At 76.7% G+C, this 22,574-nt stretch carries 23 protein-coding genes; 16 read left to right on the top strand and 7 right to left on the bottom strand.

Annotation, left to right across the window (positions count from 1 at the left end):
* Nucleotides 1–19: 19 nt before the first annotated feature.
* Both MNZ27_RS10990 and MNZ27_RS10985 read right to left on the bottom strand, forming a co-directional pair.
* Nucleotides 20–1,180: a cystathionine gamma-synthase gene (locus tag MNZ27_RS10990; protein WP_242394092.1), complete on the bottom strand. Its 1,161-nt coding sequence runs from the start codon at nt 1,178–1,180 to the stop codon at nt 20–22.
* A gap of 104 nt (nt 1,181–1,284) precedes the next feature.
* The gene (locus tag MNZ27_RS10985) at nt 1,285–2,313 is read right to left on the bottom strand and encodes an arginine N-succinyltransferase (RefSeq protein WP_242394091.1); all 1,029 of its coding nucleotides are present in this window, start codon (nt 2,311–2,313) and stop codon (nt 1,285–1,287) included.
* Nucleotides 2,314–2,480: 167 nt separating this feature from the next.
* Here MNZ27_RS10985 and dtd point away from each other — a divergent pair, with 167 nt between their 5' ends.
* Both dtd and MNZ27_RS10975 read left to right on the top strand, forming a co-directional pair.
* Nucleotides 2,481–2,930, top strand: a complete 450-nt coding sequence (gene dtd, locus MNZ27_RS10980) for a D-aminoacyl-tRNA deacylase (RefSeq protein WP_242394090.1) — start codon at nt 2,481–2,483, stop codon at nt 2,928–2,930.
* Between the two features lie 17 nt (nt 2,931–2,947).
* Nucleotides 2,948–3,292, top strand: a complete 345-nt coding sequence (locus MNZ27_RS10975; protein WP_242394089.1) for a histidine triad nucleotide-binding protein — start codon at nt 2,948–2,950, stop codon at nt 3,290–3,292.
* A 434-nt stretch (nt 3,293–3,726) separates the two neighbouring features.
* Here MNZ27_RS10975 and MNZ27_RS10970 read toward each other — a convergent pair whose 3' ends face one another.
* Entirely contained in the window at nt 3,727–4,818 is a 1,092-nt protein-coding gene (locus MNZ27_RS10970) for a helicase SNF2 (protein ID WP_242394088.1), read from the bottom strand.
* A gap of 98 nt (nt 4,819–4,916) precedes the next feature.
* Between MNZ27_RS10970 and MNZ27_RS10965 the strand changes: the two genes are divergently transcribed.
* The 13 genes from MNZ27_RS10965 to MNZ27_RS10905 all read left to right on the top strand — a co-directional run bounded on the left by MNZ27_RS10965 (nt 4,917) and on the right by MNZ27_RS10905 (nt 17,336).
* Nucleotides 4,917–5,792 (top strand): HpcH/HpaI aldolase/citrate lyase family protein, encoded by an 876-nt coding sequence (locus MNZ27_RS10965; protein WP_242394087.1) that lies wholly within the window; start codon nt 4,917–4,919, stop codon nt 5,790–5,792.
* A 107-nt stretch (nt 5,793–5,899) separates the two neighbouring features.
* Entirely contained in the window at nt 5,900–6,079 is a 180-nt protein-coding gene (locus MNZ27_RS10960) for a hypothetical protein (RefSeq protein WP_242394086.1), read from the top strand.
* A gap of 216 nt (nt 6,080–6,295) precedes the next feature.
* Nucleotides 6,296–6,649 (top strand): chorismate mutase, encoded by a 354-nt coding sequence (gene aroH, locus MNZ27_RS10955; protein WP_242394085.1) that lies wholly within the window; start codon nt 6,296–6,298, stop codon nt 6,647–6,649.
* A gap of 105 nt (nt 6,650–6,754) precedes the next feature.
* Nucleotides 6,755–7,600, top strand: a complete 846-nt coding sequence (locus MNZ27_RS10950) for a prephenate dehydrogenase (RefSeq protein WP_242394084.1) — start codon at nt 6,755–6,757, stop codon at nt 7,598–7,600.
* Nucleotides 7,597–8,904, top strand: a complete 1,308-nt coding sequence (gene aroA / locus MNZ27_RS10945; protein WP_242394083.1) for a 3-phosphoshikimate 1-carboxyvinyltransferase — start codon at nt 7,597–7,599, stop codon at nt 8,902–8,904. Before MNZ27_RS10950 ends, aroA begins: the two co-directional genes overlap by 4 nt.
* Nucleotides 8,901–9,791: a shikimate dehydrogenase family protein gene (locus tag MNZ27_RS10940; RefSeq protein WP_242394082.1), complete on the top strand. Its 891-nt coding sequence runs from the start codon at nt 8,901–8,903 to the stop codon at nt 9,789–9,791. Before aroA ends, MNZ27_RS10940 begins: the two co-directional genes overlap by 4 nt.
* Nucleotides 9,788–10,933: a chorismate synthase gene (gene aroC, locus MNZ27_RS10935; RefSeq protein WP_242394081.1), complete on the top strand. Its 1,146-nt coding sequence runs from the start codon at nt 9,788–9,790 to the stop codon at nt 10,931–10,933. Before MNZ27_RS10940 ends, aroC begins: the two co-directional genes overlap by 4 nt.
* The gene (locus MNZ27_RS10930) at nt 10,914–11,402 is read left to right on the top strand and encodes a shikimate kinase (protein WP_242394080.1); all 489 of its coding nucleotides are present in this window, start codon (nt 10,914–10,916) and stop codon (nt 11,400–11,402) included. Before aroC ends, MNZ27_RS10930 begins: the two co-directional genes overlap by 20 nt.
* Nucleotides 11,402–12,568, top strand: a complete 1,167-nt coding sequence (locus MNZ27_RS10925; RefSeq protein ID WP_242394079.1) for a 3-dehydroquinate synthase — start codon at nt 11,402–11,404, stop codon at nt 12,566–12,568. The genes MNZ27_RS10930 and MNZ27_RS10925 overlap by 1 nt, the downstream gene beginning before the upstream one ends.
* A complete protein-coding gene (gene aroQ / locus MNZ27_RS10920; RefSeq protein WP_242394078.1) occupies nt 12,565–13,029 on the top strand; it encodes a type II 3-dehydroquinate dehydratase in 465 nt (154 codons plus the stop codon). Before MNZ27_RS10925 ends, aroQ begins: the two co-directional genes overlap by 4 nt.
* Before the next feature lie 252 nt (nt 13,030–13,281).
* Nucleotides 13,282–14,286 carry a glycosyltransferase family 2 protein gene (locus tag MNZ27_RS10915; protein ID WP_242394077.1) on the top strand — a complete coding sequence of 335 codons (1,005 nt, stop codon included), beginning with the start codon at nt 13,282–13,284 and terminating at the stop codon, nt 14,284–14,286.
* A gap of 105 nt (nt 14,287–14,391) precedes the next feature.
* A complete protein-coding gene (locus MNZ27_RS10910; RefSeq protein WP_242394076.1) occupies nt 14,392–16,158 on the top strand; it encodes an ATP-binding protein in 1,767 nt (588 codons plus the stop codon).
* A 65-nt stretch (nt 16,159–16,223) separates the two neighbouring features.
* Nucleotides 16,224–17,336, top strand: coding sequence for a DUF4303 domain-containing protein (locus MNZ27_RS10905; protein WP_242394075.1), 1,113 nt, complete (start codon nt 16,224–16,226; stop codon nt 17,334–17,336).
* A 3-nt stretch (nt 17,337–17,339) separates the two neighbouring features.
* On the opposite strand, the gene MNZ27_RS10900 is transcribed toward MNZ27_RS10905, so the two are convergent.
* The 4 genes from MNZ27_RS10900 to MNZ27_RS10885 form a co-directional block, all read right to left on the bottom strand.
* Nucleotides 17,340–18,527, bottom strand: coding sequence for a hypothetical protein (locus tag MNZ27_RS10900; protein WP_242394074.1), 1,188 nt, complete (start codon nt 18,525–18,527; stop codon nt 17,340–17,342).
* 103 nt (nt 18,528–18,630) lie between these two features.
* A complete protein-coding gene (locus MNZ27_RS10895; RefSeq protein WP_242394073.1) occupies nt 18,631–19,995 on the bottom strand; it encodes a serine hydrolase in 1,365 nt (454 codons plus the stop codon).
* Nucleotides 19,996–20,058: 63 nt separating this feature from the next.
* The gene (locus MNZ27_RS10890; RefSeq protein ID WP_242394072.1) at nt 20,059–20,967 is read right to left on the bottom strand and encodes an RluA family pseudouridine synthase; all 909 of its coding nucleotides are present in this window, start codon (nt 20,965–20,967) and stop codon (nt 20,059–20,061) included.
* A 6-nt stretch (nt 20,968–20,973) separates the two neighbouring features.
* On the bottom strand, nt 20,974–21,252 hold the full coding sequence (locus MNZ27_RS10885) for an FmdB family zinc ribbon protein (protein WP_242394071.1): 279 nt from the start codon (nt 21,250–21,252) through the stop codon (nt 20,974–20,976).
* A 164-nt stretch (nt 21,253–21,416) separates the two neighbouring features.
* On the opposite strand from MNZ27_RS10885, the gene MNZ27_RS10880 reads away from it, so the two are divergent.
* A partial coding sequence (locus tag MNZ27_RS10880) for a hypothetical protein (protein WP_242394070.1) occupies nt 21,417–22,574 on the top strand: 1,158 nt, incomplete at its 3' end.

Here is a 22,574-nt window from a genome sequence, read left to right as displayed (position 1 = left end):
CGCGAGCGCGCCCCAGCGTCTAGACGGCCGCGAGCGCCCGGTCGAGGTCCGCGCGCAGGTCCTCGAGATCCTCGATCCCCACCGAGAGGCGTACGAGGTTGTCGGTGATCCCGAGCGCGGCCCGCGTCTCCGGGGGGATCGACGCGTGCGTCATGATCGCCGGGTGGTCCACGAGCGACTCGACGCCGCCGAGGCTCTCGGCGAGGGTGAACAGCCGGCAGGCCTCGAGGAAGCGGCGGCACGCGGCGAGGTCGCCCCGCGGGAAGAAGGTGATCATGCCGCCGTGGCCGCGGGTCTGGCGCGCGGCGAGGGCGTGCTGCGGGTGCGACGCGAGGCCGGGGTAGAGGACCCGCTCGACCTTGGGGTGCTGCTCGAGCCAGGCGGCGAGGGCGGCGGCGTTCTGGGCGTGGCGCTCCATCCGCACGTGGAGGGTCTTGAGGCCGCGGAGGACGAGGAAGGAGTCCATGGGCGGGAGCACCGCCCCCACCGCGTTCTGGAAGAAGGCGAGCCGCTCGGCGAGGGCGGCGTCGCTCGTGACGAGCAGCCCGCAGACCACGTCGCTGTGGCCGTTCAAGTACTTCGTCCCGGAGTGCAGGACCACGTCGGCGCCCAGGGCGAGCGGGCGCTGGAAGTACGGGCTCATGAAGGTGTTGTCCACGCCCACCTTCGCCCCGCGGGCGTGGGCGAGCGCCGCCACCGCCCGGATGTCCACCACCTTCAGCATGGGGTTCGTCGGGGTCTCGATCCAGACCAGCCGCGTGGTGGGCCGGAGCGCCGCCTCCGTCTTCGCGAGGTCCGTCATGTCCACGTAGGAGAACTCGAGCCCGAGCTGCTTGAACACCTTGTCGAAGATCCGGAACGTCCCGCCGTAGAGGTCGTCCGAGCAGAGGACGTGATCGCCCGCGCGGAGCAGGTGGAGGAGCGTCGAGAGCGCGGCGCACCCGGAGGCGAAGGCGAACCCGTGGGAGCCGCCCTCGAGGGCGGCGACGCAGTCCTGGAGGGCGAAGCGGGTCGGGTTCTGCGTGCGCGAGTACTCGAACCCGCGGTGCTTGCCCGGCGACTCCTGCGCGTAGGTCGAGGTGAGGTACACCGGCGTCATCACCGCCCCGGTGGTGGGGTCGGGCTGCTGCCCGGCGTGGATGGCGAGGGTCCCGAAGCCGGCGTCGCGGATCGTGGTCATGGGAGCGGAGGAAACCACGACGGGCAGCGGGCGGGAAGCGCCGGCCCCGCGCGACGGCTCCGGGCGGGCCCGGGGGACGGCGAGCGAGGCCGCCCGCCCGGCCTTCACGCGAACGGCACGAGGTGCAGCCGCTCGCCCGACCGGACGCGCAGGACCTCGCGCGCCTCCTCGGGGATCTGCACGCCGTCGCCCTCGAGGCGGGCGGCGCAGCGCACCGCGCGGAAGCGGGTCCTCCCCTCGCCGCGGGCGATCCCGGCGAGCCACTCCTCGCCGCCGCCCTCGGGCGGCGCGCCCTCGAGGAGCCGCGCCCGCCGGTGCGCGCGCACGATCGTCACGTCCGCGAGCTTCGCCTCGTAGTGCGGGCCGCCGTCGAAGGGGTCGATCCGGTTCACGTACCGGAAGCCGATCCGCTCCAGGAGGCGCCGCACCGGTCTGGTCCGCGGCCCGACCTGGCCGAGGCGACGGCGGACCGCGGGCTGGAAGAGCGTCGCGTACACGTCCACCGGCGGGAAGAGCTGCTGGATGAACTCCTTGTTCTCCCGGCTCCGCTTGTCGGCCTCCTTGTAGTCGAGGCCGGTGAAGCGCGCGCCGAACGCCTCCCAGAACAGGCTCCGCCCGTCCGGCGTGAGCGGCGGGAGGAGCTCGGCGAGCACCGTCTCGCGGAAGCGCTCGCGGAACGCCGCCATGTAGAGGAAGCGCACGAACGCGAGCTGCTTGCCGGCCTTCTCCGCCCCGCCCCGCCGCGCGGGCTCGACCACGAGGCCGCCGATCTCGGTGGGGCCGTCGAAGTGGAAGCCGAGGGAGAGGACCTGGTGCTTGAAGTGACGGTCCAGGGTGGACGAGTAGTGCTCGCGCTCCGAGACGTCGAAGAACGTGCAGGGCGACTCGTGCGTGCCGTGCTGCGCGATGATCATCGAGGTCCCGACGATCCGGCGGGACCGCGGCTCCTCCGCCACGAACACGTAGGTGCGCTCGAGCGGGTCGCGGATCTTCCCGGCGAAGCTGCGCACCGAGCGATCGACGATCTCGACGAGCGCCCGCTCGTCGTGCGGGAGGTTCACCGTGTCGAGCACCTTCGCCAGGGCGGCGAGGCTCGCGAGATCCGACTTCTGCGCGTCGCGGAGGAGCAGCATGCGGTCTCGCGCCGCTCCGGAGTCCGGGCCCGAGGCCCTCCGGGGGAGCCGGCGTCCGGCCCGGGGGGCGGCGTCCGTTAGGTAGCACGCGCTCCGTGGGCTGTCACGGCGCGTCGTCCGGTCGAACCCCGTTGAAACCGCGCCCCGCGCGTGCCAATGAAGGGGCCGTGCGGGCGGTCGTGCAGCGCGTGTCGCGGGCGGAGGTGCGGGTCGAGGGGCGGGTCACCGGCTCGATCGGGCGCGGGCTGCTCGTGCTGCTCGGGGTGTCGCGCGCGGACGGCGAGCAGGACGCGCGCGCCCTCGCCGACAAGATCGCGGCGCTGCGGATCTTCGAGGACCCGGCCGGGAAGATGAACCTCGCGGTGGGCGAGGTCGGCGGCGGCGTGCTCGTGGTCTCGCAGTTCACGCTCCTCGGCGACGGCCGGAAGGGGAACCGCCCGAGCTTCGTCGAGGCCGCGCCGCCGGAGGCCGCCAACGCGCTCTACGAGCGCTGCTGCGCGCTCCTCCGCGAGCAGGGGCTGCCGGTCGAGACCGGGGTCTTCCGCGCGCAGATGGACGTGGAGCTCGTGAACGACGGGCCGGTGACGATCCTGCTCGACTCGAAGAAGGTCTTCTGAAGGAGCGAGGTGAACCGATGGCGGACTGCCTGTTCTGCAAGATCGTGAAGGGGGAGATCCCCGCGAAGAAGATCCACGAGGACGACGACACGGTCGCGTTCCTGGACATCAACCCCCAGGCGCCCACGCACCTGCTCGTGGTCCCCCGGCGGCACATCCCGACCCTGAACGATCTCGGCCCCGACGACGACGCGCTCGCGGGGAAGCTCCTCCGCGTCGCCGCCGCCCTCGCCAAGGAGCGCGGGCTCGCCGGGCGCGGGTGGCGGGCGGTGCTGAACACCAACGCCGACGCGGGGCAGACCGTGTTCCACATCCACGCGCACGTGCTCGGCGGCCGAAGGATGACCTGGCCGCCGGGATAGGGCGCCGGAGACGGGACGCCGTGCACGAGTCGTGAACCGTGCCCGTCACCGTCACCGGGGTCTCCGTGATCCGTGAACCGGGTCCCGTGGCCCGTGGCCCGCAGTCCCCGTGGTCCGACTCCGTCGGATCACGGGCCAGGGGACACGGGAGGCGGGAGGCGGGTACGAGGCTCGGGTGCAGGTGCGGGTGCGGTGACGGACGCGGCACGATCCGTGAACCGTGCCCGTCACCGTCACCGGCTTCTCCGTGAACCGTGATCCGTGTCCCGTGGCCCGTGGCCCGTGGCCCGATCCCCGTCGTCCGACGCCGTCGGATCACGGGCCAGGGGACACGGGAGGCGGGAGGCGGGCACGGGGAACGGTCACGGTCACGGGCACGGTGACGGGTACGGGTTCGCGTTCGCGTTCGGGGCCGGTGGAACCGGCCCCGAACGTCAGTAGCCTCCGGCTCCCATGCCTCCGCCCGCGGCGGGCGCCGGGGGCGGCGGTGCGGTGCCGCCCGCCTGGGCCAGGGCTCCCTCCCGGGCGAGGGCGTTCGCGGTCGCGGCGGCCCGGACGGCCAGCGCGACCGCGACCTTCGCCTGGTAGAGATCGCCGCGGGCGAGCGCCTCGCGGGCGGTCGCGAGGTACGCCGCGCCGGCGCCGGCCTGGGCCGCCTCCTGCTGCGCGCCGCGGCGGCCGGCCTCGGTGCGTGCCGCCTCGAGCGCGGCGGCGTTCCCGGCGAGCAGGCTGTCGACGCCGGTCGGATCTCCCGCGGCGAGCGCCTGGAGCGCGCCGCTCATCCCCTGGAGCGCACCGCCGGTCTGCTCCGCGCGCTGCCCGGGCGAGCGCGCGGCCTCCTCCGCCTCCGCGGCCCGGGCCGCCCGCTCCTGCTCGAGCTGGGCCGCGAGCGCGTCCGCGCGCTCGCGCTGGCTCGCCTGGGCCGCCTGGAGCGAGGAGACCTCGCCCTGGAGCGCGTCCACCTGCGTGCGGAGGCGATCGAGCTGCTCGGTCGCCGTGGCGCCGGCCGGGGCCTGGGCGTTCTCCGGCTGGGCCGGGCCGCCCGGCTCGGCCTGGGCGTCGGGTCGTGGCTGCTCGTCACGGCTCGCCGCGGCGCGGTCCCCGTCCGTACCCTCGGCGGCGGCAGCTTCGCGGGCGCGGCGACGGGCGGCGAGGGAGCTGGTGGTGGGCGGGGACCTGCTCGGGGTGGGGACCGCCGTCGGGGTCGAGGTCTGGGTGGGGGTCGCGGTGGGGGTTGGGGGCGCGGTCGGCGTTGGGGGCGCGGTCGGCGTTGGCGCGGCAGTCGGCGTTGGGGGCTCGGTCGGTGTTGGGGGCGCGGTCGGCGTTGGCGCGGCAGTCGGCGTTGGGGGCTCGGTCGCGGTTGGCGTCGCGACCGGAGCCGGAGACGCGGTCGGGGAGGCGGAGTCCGCGGCGTCACGGGCGGCGCGATGCTGCGGCTGGCCTGGGGATCCGGCGAGGACGAGCGCGACGACGAAGAGCACTGCGACCAGGGCGACGACGAGCGCGACCGCGTAGCGAGCCCTCATGATGGGAGGATCCGTTCGCCCCGCGCGCACGACAAGCGGGCTTCGCAGCCGCCCCGCGCTCTGGCAGGCTCCCGTGCGCCCGAACCCCCGGAGGCTCCATGATCACCGTTCGCCCGCGCCGCAGCGTCCTCTACCTCCCCGGCTCGAACCCGCGTGCCCTCGAGAAGGCGCGCACGCTCCCGGCCGATGCCCTGATCCTCGACCTCGAGGACGCGGTGGCGCCATCCGCCAAGGACGAGGCGCGCGGCCGCGTGGTCGCCGCCCTCGCGGCGGGCGGGTTCGGGCAGCGCGAGGTCGTGGTGCGGGTGAACGGCGCCACCACGCCTTGGGGCGCCGCGGATCTCGACGCGATCGCCCGGGCGGGCGCCGACGCGGTGTGCCTGCCCAAGGTCGAGCATCCGGACGACGTCCGCGCCGCCGAGCGCGCGCTCGTCGCCGCGGGCGCGCCGGAGCACCTCGCCCTCTGGTGCATGATCGAGACGCCGTGCGGCGTCCTCGGGGCGGCCGCGATCGCCGCGGCGAGCCCGCGCCTCGCGGCGCTGGTCGCCGGCACGAGCGACCTCGTGAAGGACCTCGGCGCCCGGCACACGCCCGGCCGCGCCGAGGTGCTCCCGAGCCTCGCCCTCCTCCTCCTCGCCGCCCGCGCGAACGGCCTCGCCGCCCTCGACGGCGTGCACCTGGACCTCGCCGACGAGGCCGGGCTCGAGGCGGCCTGCCGCCAGGGGCGCGATCTCGGCTTCGATGGGAAGACGGTCATCCACCCGGCCCAGCTCGGCGCCGCGAACCGCGCCTTCGCGCCGACGCCGGTCGAGGTGGAGGCCGCCCGGCGGGTGATCTCCGCGCACGCGGAGGCCGAGGCGGCGGGGAAGGGCGTCGTCGTCGTGGACGGGCGGCTCGTCGAGGCGCTCCATGTCGAGGCGGCGCGGCGGACGGTGGCGCTCGCCGAGGCGATCCGGGCCGGCGAACGTCGCTGAATGGACCGCGACCAAGTTGCATCAAGAAAAGCTTCGCTGTTGGCGAATCACGCCGGAAAACGCGCGGGTATTGATCCGCCGCGGCGTGGACGTGTACCGTGCTGGTCATGGATGAGAACAGGTCGCAACGGGGACGGTGCGCGAAGGGCTGCGGATGCGGGAGCGCGCAGGTCCGGCGGGCCCGCTGGATCATCGTCCTCCTCCTCCTCGGCCTCGCCGCCGCGGCGCCGTTCGTGGCGCGCCCCGACGACCCCGGGCGAGCGGGTTCGGCGTGGAACCTACGGTGAAGCCCACGCGGCCGGAGGCGACGACCCGGGACGCCGCGGACCCCCTCGGCGTCGCCGCGGCGCCTCCGGTCCGCGTCCGCGGGCCCGGCCGGGCGCCGTGGGATCGGCCGCCCGGCCTCCCAGGCGGAGGTCTCCGTGCCGGGCGCTTCGGAGGAGCCGGTGCGGGCCGCGCGCGGTGGACAGGGGTAGGGCCATTCCATAGACTCGGCGACTCTCATGCGCGGGCTCCGTGGGGCGACGCAGGTCGCGGCGAACACTGTCGAGGCGATCGAGGAGGCGGTGGTCGAGCTGTGCGCCGAGATCACCCGGCGGAACGAGCTCCACCCGTCCCAGATCGTCTGGGCGATCTTCACGGTGACGCACGACCTCGACGCCGACTTCCCGGCGCGCGCGGCGCGCCTCCAGGGCTGGAACGAGGTGCCGATGATCGACTCGCAGGAGATCCCCGTCCCCGGCTCCCTGCCCCGGGTGATCCGGGTGCTGCTGCACGTGGACTCGGACGGCCCGCGCAATCACGTCTACCTGCGGGGGGCCCAGGCGCTCCGGCCGGATCTCCATCGGAAGCCCTGATGCCCGCGGCGGCGGCAGGAAGAGGAGAGGATCACCCGTGAACGGCTTGGTGGAGACGGATCGCGACCGCAGGGCGCTCGCGCCCTCGGGGCGGAGGGCGTGAGCATGGGCGCGGTCCCCGCCCGGATCGGCGTCGTCGGCCTCGGGCTCGTGGGCTCGGCGCTCGCCCGGGCCGCGCGCGCGGTCCGGCCGGACGTGCAGGTCGTGGCCGTCGAGCCGCGCGCCGAGGTCCGGGCCCAGGCGCTCGCCGAAGGGGTGGTCCAGGCCGCCGCGGCCGCGCCGGACGCCGCCCTCGCCGGCGCGGACCTGGTCTTCCTGTGCACCCCGGTGGCCGTCATCGAGGCGCTGCTCGCGCCGGTGTCGGCGCTCCTCCCGGACGGCGCGGTCCTCACGGACGTGGGCGGCGCGAAGGAGCGGGTGGTCGCGCTCGCCCGGGCGCGGGTCCGCCCCGGGGTCGCGTTCGTCGGCGCGCACCCGATGTTCGGGGGGCACGGCGGCTACGCGGGCGGTGCGGCCGCCGCGGAGCGCTGGCGCGGGGGCGCGGTCGCGGTGGTCACCGACGCGCCCGGGCCGGCGGTGGACGCGGTCGCCGCCTTCCACGAGGCGCTCGGCGCCCGGATCTTCCGCTGCACCGCGGCCGAGCACGACGCCGCCGTCGCGATGGTCTCGCACCTCCCGTACCTCGTCGCCTCGGCGCTCGCCCTCGCGGCGCAGGAGGCGGGGCCCCTCGCGCGGCACCTCGCCGGCCCCGGCCTCCAGGACATGACCCGCCTCGCGCAGTTCCCGTTCGACGTGCAGGGCGAGGCCTCGCGCCGGAACGTCCACGTGCCGGAGGCGGCGCGCCGGCTCGAGGGGCACCTCGCCCGGATCCTCGCCGCCATCCAGGACTCGCCGGAGGCGGCCCGGAGCGCCCTCGAGGCCGCGCGGGCCGCCCGGGAGGAGCTGTTTTGACGACCACCTCGAAGGGCCCGCTCACCTGTCGCCGCGAGGGGCCGCTCCGCGGGACGATCGAGGTCCCGGGCGACAAGTCGGTGTCGCACCGGAGCCTCCTCTTCGGCGCCCTCGCCGAGGGCGAGACCCGCGTCCGCGGGCTCCTCGACGCAGGGGACGTGCGCTCGACCCGCGCCGCCGTCGAGGCCCTCGGCGCGACGGTGCGGACCGAGGGCGACGAGGTCGTCGTCATCGGCGCGGAGAAGCTCCGCGAGCCGGGCGACGTCATCGACTGCGGGAACTCCGGGACGAGCCTGCGCCTCCTCTGCGGGGTCCTCTCCGGCGTGCCCGGGCTCGCGGTCCTCACCGGGGACGCCTCGCTGCGCAAGCGCCCGGTCCGGCGCGTGATCGACCCCCTCCGGCGGATGGGCGCGAGCCTCCTCGCCCGCGACGGGGACCGGCTGCCCCCGGTGGTGATCCGCGGCGGCTCGCTCCGCGGCGTGCGCCACGTGCTCGAGGTGGCGAGCGCGCAAGTGAAGAGCGCGATCCTCCTCGCCGGCCTCTTCGCCGAGGGGGAGACGTCGGTGGTCGAGCCCCAGCGCTCGCGGGATCACACGGAGCGGATGCTCCAGGGGATGGGCGTCCCGGTCCGGGTGGACGGCCTCGAGGTGAAGATCTCGGCGGGGCGGCCGCGGGGGACCCGGGTGGACGTCCCCGGGGACATCTCCTCGGCGGCCTTCTTCCTCTGCGCGGCGGCGGCCCTCCCGGGCTCGCGCGTCACCGTGCGGAACCTCGGCGTGAACGAGACCCGCACCGGCGTGCTCGACGTGCTCCAGGCGGCGGGCGCGAAGGTGACCGTCGCCGGCGCGCGGGAGATCGCGGGCGAGCCGCGGGCGGACGTGACGGTGGAGGCGGCGGAGCTCCGCGGCGTGGAGATCCGCGGCGCGCTCGTCCCCCGGCTCATCGACGAGCTGCCGGTGGTGATGGTGATGGCGACCCAGGCCCAGGGGCGGACGGTGATCCGCGACGCGCGCGAGCTGCGGGTGAAGGAGTCGGACCGGCTCGCCGCGATGGGCGAGACCCTCGCCCGGGCCGGGGCGCGGATCGAGCTGCACGACGACGGCTGCACCATCGACGGCCCCACGCCGCTCCGGGGGGTCGCGGTCCAGACCCGGCTCGACCACCGGATCGCCATGTCGATGGCGATCGCGCAGCTCTTCGCGGGCGGGGAGGAGGTCGTCCTCGACGACGTGGCGTGCGTCTCGACGAGCTTCCCGTCGTTCTTCGGGCTGCTCGACGCGCTCGCGCAGGGGGCACGGCCGTGATCACCGGCGCCACCGCCGTCTACGGCGTGGTCGGCCACCCGGTGGGCCACAGCCGCTCGCCGGAGATGCAGAACGCGGCGTTCGCGGCCGCCGCGCTCGACGCGGTGTACGTCGCGCTGCCGGTCGCGCCGGGGCGGCTCGACGAGGCGCTCCGGGGCGCCCACGCCCTCGGGATCGAGGGGCTCAACGTGACGGTGCCGCACAAGCGGCGCGCCCTCGCCGCCTGCGTGGACCTCGACCCCGCCGCGGAGGCGATCGGCGCGGTCAACACGCTCCGGCGCACCGCCGGCGGCTGGGAGGGCTTCAACACCGACGCGCCCGCGTGCGAGTCGCTGCTCGCCGCGGCCGGCGTCGGCCCGGGCGCCCGGGCGCTCCTCCTCGGCGCCGGCGGCGCGGCGCGAGCGGCGTGCTTCGCGCTCCTCCGGCTCGGCGCCGACGTCCGGGTCGCGGCGCGGCGGACCGAGGCCGCGGAGGAGCTCGTGCAGCAGCTCCGCACCGCCGCCCCGGACGGCGGCCGCGCCGCGGCGGTCCCCTGGGGAGCGCTCGAGGCCGAGGCCGGGGCCGCGGACGCCGTCCTGAACGGCACCAGCGTCGGCCTCGCCGGGCACGGCGGGCGCCTCCCGGCGGTGCCCTTCCGCCCGGGCCAGGTGGCGCTCGACTTCGTCTACGGCGAGACCGACTTCGCCCGCGCCGCCGCCGCCGCCGGCGCGCGGCTGGTCACCGGCGAGCAGATCCTCGTGCGCCAGGGGGCCCTCGCCTTCACACTCTGGACCGGGCGCGCCGCCCCCGAGGCGGTCATGACCGCCGCGCTGGCCCGCCCTCACCCCACCACGGCCCGAGCCCCGGAGGACGGCTCCGGCGGGCCGCCAGGAGCCGCGACGCGATGACACTCCGCTACCTCACCGCCGGCGAGTCGCACGGCCCGGGCCTCGTCGCCATCGCCGAGGGCTTCCCCGCCGGGCTCGCCGTGGACTTCGAGGCGGTGGATCGCGATCTCCGCCGGCGCCAGAAGGGCTACGGCCGCGGCGGCCGGATGAAGATCGAGACCGACCAGGCCCAGTTCCTCGCCGGCCTGCGCGGCGGGGTGACCACCGGCGCTCCCATCGCCCTCGTCGTCTGGAACAAGGACCACGAGAGCTGGAAGGACCTCGTCTCGCCCTACGCCCGCGGCGGGAAGAAGTTCACCCAGGTCCGCCCCGGCCACGCCGACCTCGCCGGCGCCCTCAAGTACGACCTCGACGACGCGCGCGACGTCCTCGAGCGCGCGAGCGCCCGTTCCACCGCGACCATCGTCGCGCTCGGCGCGCTGGCGAAGGCGCTCCTCGGCCGGTTCGGGATCGCGGTCTCCTCGCGGGTGGTCGCGATCGGCCCGCGGGCGAAGCTCGCGGACGCGCCGCCGAGCGCGGAGCAGCGGGCCGCCATCGAGGCCTCCGACCTGCACGTGGACGACGAGGGGCTCGCGGCCGAGTGGCGGGCCCTCATCGACGCCGAGCGCGCGCGCGGCGGCTCCATCGGCGGGGCCTTCGACGTGTACGCGGAGGGGCTGCCCATCGGCCTCGGCAGCCACGTCCACCCGGACCGGCGCCTCGACGCCCGGCTCGCCGGCGCGCTCTGCGGGATCCAGGCGATCCGCGCGGTCGAGGTGGGGGACGGCACGCAGGTCGGCCGCCCCGGCTACGAGTTCCACGATCCCATCCACTACGATCCGGCCCGCGGCTTCCACCGACCCTCGAACCGCGCGGGCGGCCTCGAGGGCGGCATGAGCGACGGGATGCCGATCCGGGTCCGCGCCTACATGAAGCCCATCCCGACCATGCTCCACCCCCTCGACACGGTGGACCTCGCGACCCGCGAGGCGACCCAGGCGCGCTACGAGCGGAGCGACGTGTGCGCGGTGCCGGCCGCGGCGATCGTGGGCGAGGCGGTGGTCGCCTGGGAGGTCGCGAACGCCTTCCTCGAGAAGTTCGGCGGCGACGCCATCGCCGACGTCGAGCAGGCCGTGGAGGCGTATGCCGCTCGGATCCGCTGAGACCCTGGCCCTCGCCGGGATGATGGGCAGCGGGAAGTCCACCGTGGCCCGCGAGCTCGGCCGGCTCCTCCGGCGGCGCGTGGTCTGCCTCGACGCCGAGATCGCGGCGCGCGCGGGGAAGCCGATCCCCGCGATCTTCGCCGAGGACGGCGAGCCCGCCTTCCGCGCCCTGGAGCGGCTCGCGGTGTGCGCCATCCCCCCGGGCTCGGTCGCCGATCTCGGCGGGGGCGCGTTCTGCGATCCCGCCAGCGCCGAGCGGCTCCTCGCCGTCGGCCGGGTGGTGTTCCTCGACGTCTCCTCCGCCGAGGCGGCGCGCCGGATCGGGGCGGGCGACGGGCGGCCGCTCGCGGCGAGCTGGGAGGCGCTGCGCGCGCGCCGGCTGCCGCTCTATCGCCGCGCGCACCTCACCGTCGAGGCGCACGGCCGCTCGCCCGAGGCGCTGGCGCGCCAAATCCTGGAGGCTCTGTGATGCCGACGTCGAGCGTCCGCGCCCCGATCGTCTCCGAGCTGATCGCCGCGACGCAGGGCGAGCACGCGTACCCGGTGCGCGTCGGCGGGGCGCCGGACGACGCCCTCGCCGGCTTCGCCGGGGAGCACGACCGGGTCGCCCTCGTCTCCTGCGCGAAGGTGCTCCGCACGGCGCACGGGCGGGCGGTGAAGGCCGGGCTCGCGCGCACCGGTGCCCTCGCGGTGGTGCACGTCCTCCCGGACGGCGAGCGCGGCAAGACCCTCCGCGAGCTCGAGCGCGCCGCGACGGCGCTGCTCCGCGCCGGCCTGACCCGCCGCTCCCTGGTCGTCGGCCTCGGCGGCGGCGCCGTCACGGACGCCGCCGGCTTCCTCGCCGCGACCTACATGCGCGGCGTCCCCTGGGTGGCGGTCCCGACCACGCTCCTCGGCATGGTGGACGCGGCCATCGGCGGGAAGACCGCGGTGAACCTCCCGCTCGCGAAGAACGCCGTCGGCGCGTTCCACCCGCCGGAGGCGGTGCTCGCCGACCCGATCGCGCTCGAGACGCTGCCGGCGCGCGAGCTCGCGAGCGGCAAGGGCGAGGTGATGAAGTACGGCGCGCTCCAGCCGCCGCTCCTCGCCACCTTCGCCGAGCGATGCCGGGCGGGGATCCCCGAGCCGTCGGTGATCGCCGCCTGCGCCCGGATGAAGGTGGACGTGGTGGAGGCGGACCCGCGGGAGAAGGGGCCGCGCAAGCTCCTGAACCTCGGCCACACCTTCGGCCACGGCGTCGAGGCGGCGGGGAGGTTCTCCCGCTACACGCACGGCGAGGCGGTGGCGATCGGCCTCGCGTTCGCGTTCCGGCTCGCCCGGCGGCTCGGGCGGGTGGGCGACGGGCCGGTGTCGGCCGTGGAGGCGGCGCTCGAGGGCGCCGGCCTCCCGACCCGGGTCCCGGCCCCGATCGCCCGCGCCGCCGTGAAGCTCATGGCGTTCGACAAGAAGCGCGGCGACGCCGGGCTCCTGTGGGTGCTGCCGGTCGCCGTCGGCGAGGGCTGGACGGTGGAGTGGGACGTCGCCGCGGACGAGGCCGCGGTCGAGGCGACGGTCGCCGAGATCGCCGCGGGGCCGGCGCGCGCCGTCGTCCCCGCGACGAAGGGCGCGAGGGCCAAGAGAAAGGCGAGGCGATGATCCTCCTCCTCAACGGACCGAACCTGAACCTGCTCGGCGAGCGCGAGCCGGACATCTACGGCCGCACCACCCTCGCCGAGATCGAGAAGATGGTCGTGGACGCCTGCGCCGGCTGGACCGTGCAGGTGAAGGCGTTCCAGTCGAACCACGAGGGGAAGCTCATCGACTTCCTCCACGAGCACCGCAAGGCGGCGAAGGGGATCATCCTGAACCCCGGCGCGCTCACGCACACGAGCTACGCGCTGCACGACGCCCTGAAGGCCGTGCCCGCGCCCGCCATCGAGGTGCACCTCTCGAACATCCACGCGCGCGAGGGCTTCCGGCACACGAGCGTCACGGCGCCGGCCTGCCGCGGCGTCATCGCCGGGCTCGGGTACCGCGGGTACATCCTCGCCGCCGAGTGGCTCTGCGCCGAGAGCGGCGCCCTCCCGCGGGATCCCACGAGGCGGAAGGGACAGTGAGCGTGAGGCTCAGGCTTCAGGCCGGCGACCCGTGCCCGTACCCGTACCCGTGACCGATCCCCCGTGCCCGCCTCCCGCCTCCCGCCTCCCGTGGTCCCCTGGCCCGTGATCCGACGGCGTCGGACCACGGGCATCGGGACCACGGGCCACGGGATCGGGACGGGTCACGGAGAAGCCGGTGACGGTGACGGGCACGGTCCACGGGCGCGTGCCGGCGCCGGTTCGCCTCACGCCTGAGACCTGACGCCCGAAATGCCCCGCGTCGCGGTCCTCATGCCGGTCCGGAACGCCGCCGCCACCGTGCGGGCGGCGGCGGTGTCGATCCTGCGCCAGACGGAGCGGGACCTCGCCCTCGTCTGCGTGGACGACGGCTCGACCGATCGATCCGCGGAGGTGCTCGACGGCCTCGCCGCGCGCGACGCCCGGGTGCGGGTCCTGCGCGGCCCCGGGGAGGGGATCGCGCCGGCGCTGAACCGCGGCCTCGCCGCCTGCGACGCCGAGGTGATCGCGCGGATGGACGCCGACGACGTGGCCCACCCGCGCCGCCTCGCCGAGACGCTCGCCGCGCTCGCCGCCGATCCGGGGCTCGTCGCGGTGGGCGGGAGGGTCCGGCTGTTCCCCCGCCGCGTGGTCCGGGCCGGCATGCGCCGCTACGCGGCGTGGCTGAACGGGCTCGTCACGCCGGAGCTCTGCGCCCGCGATCTCCTGGTCGAGGCTCCGCTCGTCCACCCCGCGAGCGCGATCCGGCACGCGCCCCTGGCCCGGGCGGGCGGCTGGCGCGACGGCCTCTTCCCCGAGGACTACGACCTCTGGCTGCGGTTGGTCGCCGCGGGCGGGAGGCTCACCAACGTCCCGGCGCGCGTCCTCGACTGGCGCGAGTCGGCCGGGCGCGCGACCCGGACCGACCCGCGCTACGCCCTCGCGCGGCACGTGGCGCTGAAGTGCGCGCACCTCGCGGCGCACGTGCTCCCCGGGGTGCGGGAGGTGGCGCTGTGGGGCGCCGGCGTGACCGGGAAGGCGTTCTCGGACGCGCTGCGGGCGCACGGGATCGCCACCGCTTGCTTCGTCGAGGTGGATCGCGCGAAGATCGGGCGCACCATCCGGAGCGCCCGGGTCGTCTCGCACGAGGACGTGGCGCGGCTCCGCGGGCTCCCGCTGCTCGTCGCGGTGGGGGCGCCTGGCGCGCGCGACCTCATCCGGGGCGCGCTCGCCAGGGCCGGGTTCGAGGAGCTCCGAGACTTCCACTGCGTGGCGTGACCACTGCGGGTGTCGCGCGAACCGGGCGCTACGCACGGCGCGCAGCGGCGTGATACGCATGGTCGTCCGCCTCTGCGCGGGGGGAAAGCTTGAACGAGACGCACCATGGACGCGGCCGCGTCTGACGACGTCGGCGCGCGCGTCGAGGACCTGGAGGCCCGGCTCCGGGCGCTCGAGGACGAGAACGCCCGCCTCGCCGAGGCGCAGACGGACGCCGTCCTCCTCGGCGTCCTCGCCGACCACGTGTGGGCCCAGGGCGAGCCCGCGGCGATCCTGGCGGCCGGCCTCCAGCGCATGAGCGTCCTCAAGGACGTGCCGCTCTGCATGGCCTGCGTCCGCGAGGGCGGGCGGCTCGCGGCGCGCGCGGTGCACCTCGCGTCCGGCGAGGCGCCGCCGGCCGCGGTGGTCTTCACGCCGCCCGCCGAGGTGCTCGCGGCGCTCGAGGGGGGCGCGGTGCCGCTGTCGGGCGCCGAGGCGTGCGCCGCCGCCGGGCTCGGCGCGGGGTCGCTGCCCGGCGGGATCGTGCCGCGCGCCGCGCTCCTCCTGCCCTTCACCGATCGTGCGCTCGGGACGGGCGCGTTCGTCCTCGTGGACGATCGCTCGGAGGCGCGCCTCGTCGAGGCCGGACCGGTGCTCGAGCGCGCCGCGGAGGCCGTCCTCGGCCGGCTCCGGGAGGTGGCGCTGCTCGAGGAGATCCGCGGGCTGCGCGCCGCGCTCGACGCGCAGGCGGCGGCGCGGGCGGAGCCGGAGCGGCGGCCGACCGCGCCGGCGCACCCGGACGCCGTCGAGCGGCTCGCCGGCGGCGTCGCCCACGACCTCAACAACCTCCTCACCACCATCCTCGGGACCTCCGAGGCGCTGCTCGCCGACCTCCGCCCGGACGACCCGGCCCGGGACGACGTCGTCGCGGTGCGGGAGGCAGGGCGCCGCGCCGCGGCGCTCACGCGGCAGCTCCTCGCCTTCAGCCGCCGGCAGCGGCTCGAGCTCGGCCCGGTGCAGCTCGAGGACCTCGTCCGCGCCTTCGCGTCCGGGCTGCCGCGGCTCGTCGGGGACCGGATCGCGGTGCGGATCGACGTCGCCGCGCCGCTCCCCCCCGTGCTCGCGGACCGGCAGCAGCTCGAGCAGATCCTGGCGAACCTCGCCCTGAACGCGCGCGACGCGATGCCGGAGGGCGGGATCCTGGAGCTCGCCCTCGCGCCGACCCGGACCGGCGACGTCGCCGCGCCGCGTCCGGGCGGCTGGGTCCGGCTGGACGTCTCGGACACCGGGGAGGGCCTGGAGCCCGAGGCGGTCGCGCGGGTGTTCGAGCCGTTCTCCTCGGCGAGGCCCGGCGGGCGCAGCTTCGGCCTCGGGCTCGCGACGGTCCACGGGATCGTCGTCCAGCACGGCGGGGCGATCACGGTCCGGAGCGCGCCCGGGCAGGGCACGACGTTCTCGATCCTGCTCCCCGCCGCGGATCCCGGCGCGCGGCGCGCGCCGCCGGCGGCGGAGCGCGCGGGCCCGGGACGCGGCGAGACCGTGCTCGTGGTGGACGACGAGCCGCTCGTCCGCCGCGCCATCGGCCGGACGCTGCACGCGCGCGGCTACGCCGTGGTCGAGGCGGGATCGGCCGAGGAGGCGCTCGCCCTGGTCGCCGCCCGACCGCGCATCGATCTCCTCCTCACGGACGTGATGATGCCGGGGATGCGCGGCCCGGAGCTGGTGCGCGCGTTCCGGGAACGCTGCCCGGGACGGCCCGCCCTCCTCATGTCGGGCTACCCCGGCGCGGCGCGGGACGGCGTGCCGGACGACGGCTGCCTGGAGAAGCCGGTCCCGTCGGAGGCGCTGGCGCAGGCGATCCGCGCGGCGCTGGACGGCGCGCGCGGGCGCTGATCGTGTCGGCGGGGACGTCCGGGGTTTGCGCGGGCGCCGGCCCCGGCGCTACGTTCGACGCCGCCGTGCCGGACTCCCCACGAGAGCCGGGCGCTCCGCCCGCCCTCCCGCTCGCCGCCCCGCCGTCGGGCGCGTTCGACCTGGCCACGTTCCGCCGCGAGCTCGCCTCGCGGACGGCGTCGGCGGTCCAGGCGCTCCGGGCCCGGATCGGCTCCGAGGCCCTCTACGCCTTCGCGCTCTTCCTCGACGCCGAGGCGGCGTTCACCACGGTGTCCGCCTCGGCGAACACCGAGGAGGCGCTCGCCCGGCGCGCCGCGGCGCGGGCGGAGGCGGATCCGCGCTACCGCGGCGAGGCCGGGCGCCGGCTCCTCCGCTGGTCCACGCCGGACTGGGGCTACCACGACTTCTCGCCCGAGGTCCGCGCCCTCTCGCTGCCCCCGGTGCTCGAGTGGCGCCCCGGCGCCGACGTCGCGCTCTACGCCGCCCTCGTCGGGGCGCTCAAGGTGATCGACCGCGCCGGCCTGTTCGGGCGCGGCGCGGAGCGGGCCTTCCTCACCGTGAACGTGCTCTGCCCGTCGCCCTCGCCGGCGTTCTTCCTCAAGGGGCTGAAGCTCCTGAACCCCCGCCCCACGGTGGAGCGCCACCTGCGCGAGACGGCGATGGCGCCCTTCGTGCGCTGCGTGAACCGGGCGCCGCGCCGGGAGCGGATGCGGATCTGGCTGGCGCTCTACGAGGACCTGTACATGGAGTGGCGCACGCCCATCGCGGAGGAGGCGCGGGCGCGCGGGATGAGCCCGTGGGACGTGGAGGCGGAGCTCGCGCGCTTCGGCGCGAAGGCGGTCCCCGCCCTGGTGGACCTCCTCGCGCACTACGGGTTCGCGTCGCCGTTCGACCACAACCGCGGCCTCGAGACCCGCGAGGTCTGGCTGGCCGGGAGCGCGCTCTTCCTGCTGCGCCGGATCGGCGGCGTGCACGAGCGCGAGATCGCCCGCCTCCAGAAGCTCGTCGGCGAGTTCGTGGAGCGGGATCGCCGGCTCAAGATCGCGCCGACGCTCGCCGAGAACACCGCCCGCGTGCTGTGGCAGCTCCGGCCGCGGCGGTTCCCGGAGCCGCAGATGGACCCGCAGACCTACAAGCTCCTCAACCCCGAGCCGTTCCTCCCGCGCGCGGGGAGGTAGACCTCACCGCTGGTGCGCCCCCGCGGGCGCCGCGGCCGGGGCGGGCCTGCCGGCGGGCGCGGCCGGCCCCGCCGGCTTCGCGGCGGGCTTGCGCACGGCGAGGAGCAGGTTCGACTCGGCGGGCTCCTTGCGGTAGCCGATCTTGAACGGGAGCGGCCGGGCGGGGCCGGCCTCGAAGAGCTTCACGAGCCCCGGCTGCCAGGCCTTCGCGAAGGGCGGCTTGGGGCGCAGGTAGTTGCCGAACGCGGTGAGGTCCCAGCTCGCCTTCTCCTTCTCGAAGGCGAGGAACGGCAGGCCGGAGTCGTCCTGGAGGACCGCGAGGCTCTGCTCCATGACGAGGGCGCGCGGCTTCGAGAAGTGGTTGTCGTGCAGGATGAACGAGGCGGCCTTTAGGAAGGCGTTCGCCTTGCCGAACCCGCGGGCGAAGGCGAGGAAGCCGGGGCTCCGCGCGAGCGCGGAGTCCTTGAGGTCCACCTGCACGTAGGTGAGCTCCTGCGGCGCGCGCCCCTCCCGCTGGAAGCGGACGCGGACGCCGCGCGTCCCGTCGCCCCAGCGCTCCCCGTCCGGCTTCACCTTCGCGGCGCCGGCGCCGTCGATCTCGATCCGCTCGGCGCCGAGGATCCGCCCGCCCGAGCGCGCGATGAAGAGGTACAGGATCGGCTGCACCCCGTCGATCGCGTCGTGGCGGAGGTCGTGCCCCATCTCGTCGGTCCGGAAGAAGTTGGCCGGGACGACCGAGCGGAGCGCCCCGGCGAGCCCGGCGAGGGCGCGATCGAGGGCCTTCGGGTCGAGCGACTCGGGCGGCGGGACCTGCCCGACGGGCTCGAGGCCGGCGAGGAGGTACGCGGGGGCGTCCGGGAAGAGGCAGAGCGGCGTCACCGCGTCCGGGCCGCCGAAGAGGTACAGGAGCTTCGCCCCGGGCTGGATCCGCGGCGCGAGCTCCGCCTTCGACCACGCGCTCATCGTGCCGAGCCGCGCCGCGAGCGTCGCCCAGGCGTCGTCCATCGTCTTCTGGTGGGCCTTCCAGGCGGGCGACGCCTCGAGCTTCGCGAGGGGCGATCCGGCCGCGACGGGGAGGCCGGCGAGGAAGCGCGCCTGCTCGTCGGGCGCCGAGGCAGCGCGAGCGGCCGGGGCGGCGAGGGCCGCGGCCACGGCGGCGGCGGCGAGGAGGGGGGAGGCGATGAGGCGCATCGAGAGTCGATCTCCTGCGCGCCCGGGTGGGGGAGGCGCGCTCGCGGCGCACACGATACCGGCAACCTCCGCCGGCGCCAAACGCGCCGGGGTCGTCGGGGCGTCACCGACGTGCGGCGGCGACCGCGTACCCGTCCACGGCGGCGCCGATCCGGGCGATCGCCGCGGAGACGCACAGCTTCTCGGCGTCGCACGGGTGGAGCGGCGCCGCGGCGCTCTCCGGGTCGAGGTAGCGGCTCCCCGCCGTCGCGAGGAGGACGATCACGTAGCGTCGAAAGGGCCGGCCGGGCAGGCTCTCCACGAGCCCGGCGTCCGCCGCGAAGTTCCAGGTGCGCCCGGTCTTGTGGAGGAAGCGGACCTCCGCGGCGGCCTCGCAGGGGCGGACGTCCCGCCCGTAGGCGAGGTCTCCGACCGTCTCCCGGCCGGTGACGGGATCCACGAACCGCCGCGGGATCACGGCGGGGATCCCGTCCGGCCGGGCGCCGCAGACGCTGCCCGACGAGAGCACGTCGTGCATCCCCTGGTCCGCGAGCAGGGCGAGGAGCCGCGCCCGGGCCGGCTCCGGCAGCACCGCCCGCGTCACCGGACGTCCGTCCGGCGCGCGCCAGAGGACGCCGGGGCCGCCCGCCACCAGCCAGAGGAGCCGCGCCGCGTCCATCGCGGTCACGTTCACCTCGCCGGGGGCCCAGCGGCCGCCGTCCTCCGGGCTCGTCCCCTCGACGCGGAGCGTCCCCAGGCCGAGGGCGGCGAGGTCGGCGTTCATCCGATCCACCTCGCCCCGGGCGTGCAGGTGCCGCAGGATCGCGCGGGTCGCCCGGTTGTCCGAGCGCGTGATCATCGCCTCGAGCCAGGCGTCCAGCGGTCGGAGCTCCGCGTCGGGGCCGGGGCCGTCGGCGACGGGGAGCCCGAGGGAGAGCGCGCCCTCCGCGGCCCGCCGGACCACGTGGAACGCGACGAGGAGCTTGAAGACGGAGGCCGGGTAGGGGGCCATGAAGTCGCGCGCGGCGCGAGCGGGGGGACCCGGCACGGGATCCCTCCGGCGTGGTGGCGCCACGTCGTCGCCGTCCTGGAACGGCGGCGCGGCCGCGCCGGCCTCGCGCCGGTCCTGCGCCCAACGCCGGAAGCGCACGCCGCGGACGGCGAGGTCCCGTCCGAGCGGCACGATCCGGCCGTCCGGCTGGTCCGGCGCGAGCTGCACGTCGGCCGCCTCGATCGCGCGGCCCGCGGCGTCGAGCCGGATCACCGCGACGTCGAGGTGCGGCGCCGCCGCGATCGGCGGCAGCGGCCGCGGACAGCCGGGCCCGGTCGGGCAGCCGCCCTCGGCCGGCCCGGCGTCGACGAGGGCGTCGAGCCCCGCGCTCCGGACCGCCGCGAGGAGCGCGTGGGCGAGGTCCGGCGGCGCCGCGGGCCGGGCGGGGCGGGCCTGCGAGCCGGCGAGGGCGAGCGCGAGGACGAGGGCGGCGGGCATGGCGGCGCGAGGCGGCTCCGCCGGAGGAGAGCACGGCGGGGCGGGGCTGTCACCCCGCCGCGGTCATCCCTGCGCGGGAGGCGGCACGAGCGCCGCCACGGCCGCGCGGAAGTCGTCGGGCGGCGGCGCCTCGAAGACCAGCGCCGCGCCCGTGACGGGGTGCGCGAGCTCGAGCCGCGCCGCGTGGAGCATCACGCGCGGGATCGCCACCTCCCCGACGCGCCGCGGGCCGCCGTAGCGGGGGTCGCCGAGGAGCGGCGCGCCGAGGGCCGCGAGGTGCACCCGGATCTGGTGGGTGCGGCCGGTCTCGGGCCGCGCCTCGACGAGCGCGGCGAGCGGCGAGGCGCGGAGCGTGCGGTAGCGGGTGGCGGCGGCGTCGCCGGCGGGATCGACGCGCCGGAGCCCCGGGCGCGACGGGTCCTTCCCCAGCGGGCGATCGATCCGGCCCTCGGCAGGCGCCGGCGGCCGGGCGGCGAGCGCGAGGTAGGTCTTGTGCGGTGCCCCGGTGCGGAACGCCTCGGCGAGGGCGGCCGCGGCCCGCTTCGAGCGCGCGAGGACGGTCACGCCGGACGTCTCCCGATCGAGACGGTGGACGATCGTGACCGGCGCCCCGAGGAGGGCGCCGACCAGCTCGGGGAGGGTGCCGCGATCGGTGGTGAGGGTGGGCTGGGCGGGGACGCCGGACGGCTTGTCCACCGCGACGAGGTCGGCGTCCGCGTACAGGAGCCGGCTCCGCTCCAGGGGGCGGGGAGGGGCGGCGCCCCGGCCGCCCTCCTCGAGGTTCACGGTCACCTTCTGGCCGGGGTGGAGGGTCCGCCCGGCGACCTTGCAGCGCCGGCCGTCGAGGAACACGCCGCCGGCGTCGAGGGTGCGGCGCGCGAGGCCGCGGGTGATCGCCCCCCGGGCGGCGACGAACCGGTCGAGCCGCTCGCCCTGATCGGCCGGGGTGACGACGAGTTCCAGGCGGCGCACGCGACGCTACGCGGCGGACTTGTTCGCGGGGCAGCTCGCGCAGGCGGCCGGCTTCTGCTCCGCCTTCTTCTCCGGCGCCTTGTCGTGGTGCGTGATCGCGGCGGCGCTCTTGCCGCCGTAGTCGGTGATGTAGAACCCGGAGCCCTTGAACGCGAAGGAGCTGGCGCTCATGAGCTTCTTGACCTTCGAGCCGCAGACGTCATGGACCTCGAGCGGCGGGGCCGACATCTTCTGCAGGACGTCGAACTTCCCGCACTTGGGACACTCGTACTCGTAGATGGGCATTGCAGCGAATCTCCGTCGGTCCGAAACGTAAAAGCGTCGGACGCGCTGTCAAGCGGCCGCCGGCCCGGGGCGCAGGCACGCTGCGGGGCGGGGCCCGTCGGCGTGCTAAGTACCTGGGCGCCGGACGGTTCCCGGGCGAGGCCGGGCGGGAGGTCTTTTCTATCATGGACGCGGTCGAGATCGAACTGCTCGCGGGCGAGGTGGACGCGCTCGCCCTCTCGCTCGAGGCCGAGCGGGCCCGCCACGTCGGGGGGCTCGAGCCGGAGCCGGCGCTCGCTCGCCTGTTCGCGGCGAGGCCGCGCGCGGCGCACCGTGACACCGTGGCCGCGCTCCGGGGGGCGGGACGGGAGGACCTCGCCCGCCGGGTCGCGGCGCTGCGCGCCGAGCGCGCCCAGGCCGAGGTCGAGGAGGCGTGGCGCGCGGCGGAGTCGGTCGCCGCCGGGATCGGGCCGGACGGGCGCGCGCCGCTCGCCTCCCTGGAGCTCGCGATCCTGCGCGAGCCCGACCGGACGCGCCGGCTGGCGTTCGCGGCCGCCGCGGAGGAGGCGCTCGGCCCGGCGGCGAGCCTGCGGGAGCGGGCCGCCGAGGAGCGGGCCCGCGCCGGCGCGGAGGTGGGGCTCGTCCCCGACTGGCGGATCGTGGTGGAGGGCGACGCCGTCCTCTCGGCGTCCGACGACGCCTACCGCGACGTCCTCGCCTACCGCGCGCGGCACGAGCTCGCGCTCGCGCCCGCGCCGCAGGGCGACCTCGCGCGCGCGGACCTCCTCCGCCTGGCGCGCCTCCCGCGCTGGGACGGGATCTTCCGGCCGGGCATGCTCGCCGTCGCGCTGAAGCTCACGCTCGAGCCGCTCGGCCTCGAGCTCGGCAAGGTCCGCGTGGACGACGCCGAGCGGCCCGCGAAGTGGCCGGGGGTCCACGTCGAAGGGGCGCGGATCGTGTACCGGCCGCGGGGCGGCGCGGGGGACTGGCAGGACGTCTTCCTCGCGGTGGGGCGCGCCCTGGCGGCCGCCGCGGCGCCGCCGCACCGGCGCGACGCGGCGCTCGGCGTCGCCCTCGGCGCGCTCCTCGAGGGGCTCCTCCTCGAGCCGCGCTGGCTCGCCGAGCGCGCCGACGTGGACCGGCGCCACGCGCCCGACGTGATCCGGGATCTCGCGCTCCGCCGGCTGGTGGCCCTCCGCGCCGACGCCGCCGCGCTCCGCGTCGCGACGGAGGTGACCCGCGGCCTCTCGGGCGCGGCCTGGCGCGACGGCTACGGCGAGGCGCTCACCGCGGCGACGGGCGCCCGTTGGGAGCGCGCCCGCGCGGCGCGCGACGCCGACGCG

The organism is Anaeromyxobacter oryzisoli (genome assembly GCF_022690765.1).
GTDB lineage: Bacteria > Myxococcota > Myxococcia > Myxococcales > Anaeromyxobacteraceae > Anaeromyxobacter > Anaeromyxobacter oryzisoli.
This window is presented reverse-complemented; position numbering and strand designations above follow the sequence as displayed.

What these genes read in the sequence shown, in the direction of transcription:
- MNZ27_RS10930 (WP_242394080.1), top strand. Translation starts at nt 10,914, where the DNA reads ATGCCGCTCGGATCCGCTGAGACCCTGGCCCTCGCCGGGATGATGGGC.
- MNZ27_RS10915 (WP_242394077.1), top strand. Translation starts at nt 13,282, where the DNA reads ATGCCCCGCGTCGCGGTCCTCATGCCGGTCCGGAACGCCGCCGCCACC.
- MNZ27_RS10965 (WP_242394087.1), top strand. Translation starts at nt 4,917, where the DNA reads ATGATCACCGTTCGCCCGCGCCGCAGCGTCCTCTACCTCCCCGGCTCG.
- MNZ27_RS10900 (WP_242394074.1), bottom strand. Translation starts at nt 18,527, where the DNA reads ATGCGCCTCATCGCCTCCCCCCTCCTCGCCGCCGCCGCCGTGGCCGCG.
- MNZ27_RS10960 (WP_242394086.1), top strand. Translation starts at nt 5,900, where the DNA reads ATGGATGAGAACAGGTCGCAACGGGGACGGTGCGCGAAGGGCTGCGGA.
- MNZ27_RS10975 (WP_242394089.1), top strand. Translation starts at nt 2,948, where the DNA reads ATGGCGGACTGCCTGTTCTGCAAGATCGTGAAGGGGGAGATCCCCGCG.
- aroC (WP_242394081.1), top strand. Translation starts at nt 9,788, where the DNA reads ATGACACTCCGCTACCTCACCGCCGGCGAGTCGCACGGCCCGGGCCTC.
- MNZ27_RS10910 (WP_242394076.1), top strand. Translation starts at nt 14,392, where the DNA reads ATGGACGCGGCCGCGTCTGACGACGTCGGCGCGCGCGTCGAGGACCTG.
- MNZ27_RS10925 (WP_242394079.1), top strand. Translation starts at nt 11,402, where the DNA reads ATGCCGACGTCGAGCGTCCGCGCCCCGATCGTCTCCGAGCTGATCGCC.
- MNZ27_RS10985 (WP_242394091.1), bottom strand. Translation starts at nt 2,313, where the DNA reads ATGCTGCTCCTCCGCGACGCGCAGAAGTCGGATCTCGCGAGCCTCGCC.
- MNZ27_RS10950 (WP_242394084.1), top strand. Translation starts at nt 6,755, where the DNA reads ATGGGCGCGGTCCCCGCCCGGATCGGCGTCGTCGGCCTCGGGCTCGTG.
- MNZ27_RS10970 (WP_242394088.1), bottom strand. Translation starts at nt 4,818, where the DNA reads ATGAGGGCTCGCTACGCGGTCGCGCTCGTCGTCGCCCTGGTCGCAGTG.
- MNZ27_RS10895 (WP_242394073.1), bottom strand. Translation starts at nt 19,995, where the DNA reads ATGCCCGCCGCCCTCGTCCTCGCGCTCGCCCTCGCCGGCTCGCAGGCC.
- MNZ27_RS10885 (WP_242394071.1), bottom strand. Translation starts at nt 21,252, where the DNA reads ATGCCCATCTACGAGTACGAGTGTCCCAAGTGCGGGAAGTTCGACGTC.
- aroH (WP_242394085.1), top strand. Translation starts at nt 6,296, where the DNA reads ATGCGCGGGCTCCGTGGGGCGACGCAGGTCGCGGCGAACACTGTCGAG.
- aroQ (WP_242394078.1), top strand. Translation starts at nt 12,565, where the DNA reads ATGATCCTCCTCCTCAACGGACCGAACCTGAACCTGCTCGGCGAGCGC.
- MNZ27_RS10990 (WP_242394092.1), bottom strand. Translation starts at nt 1,180, where the DNA reads ATGACCACGATCCGCGACGCCGGCTTCGGGACCCTCGCCATCCACGCC.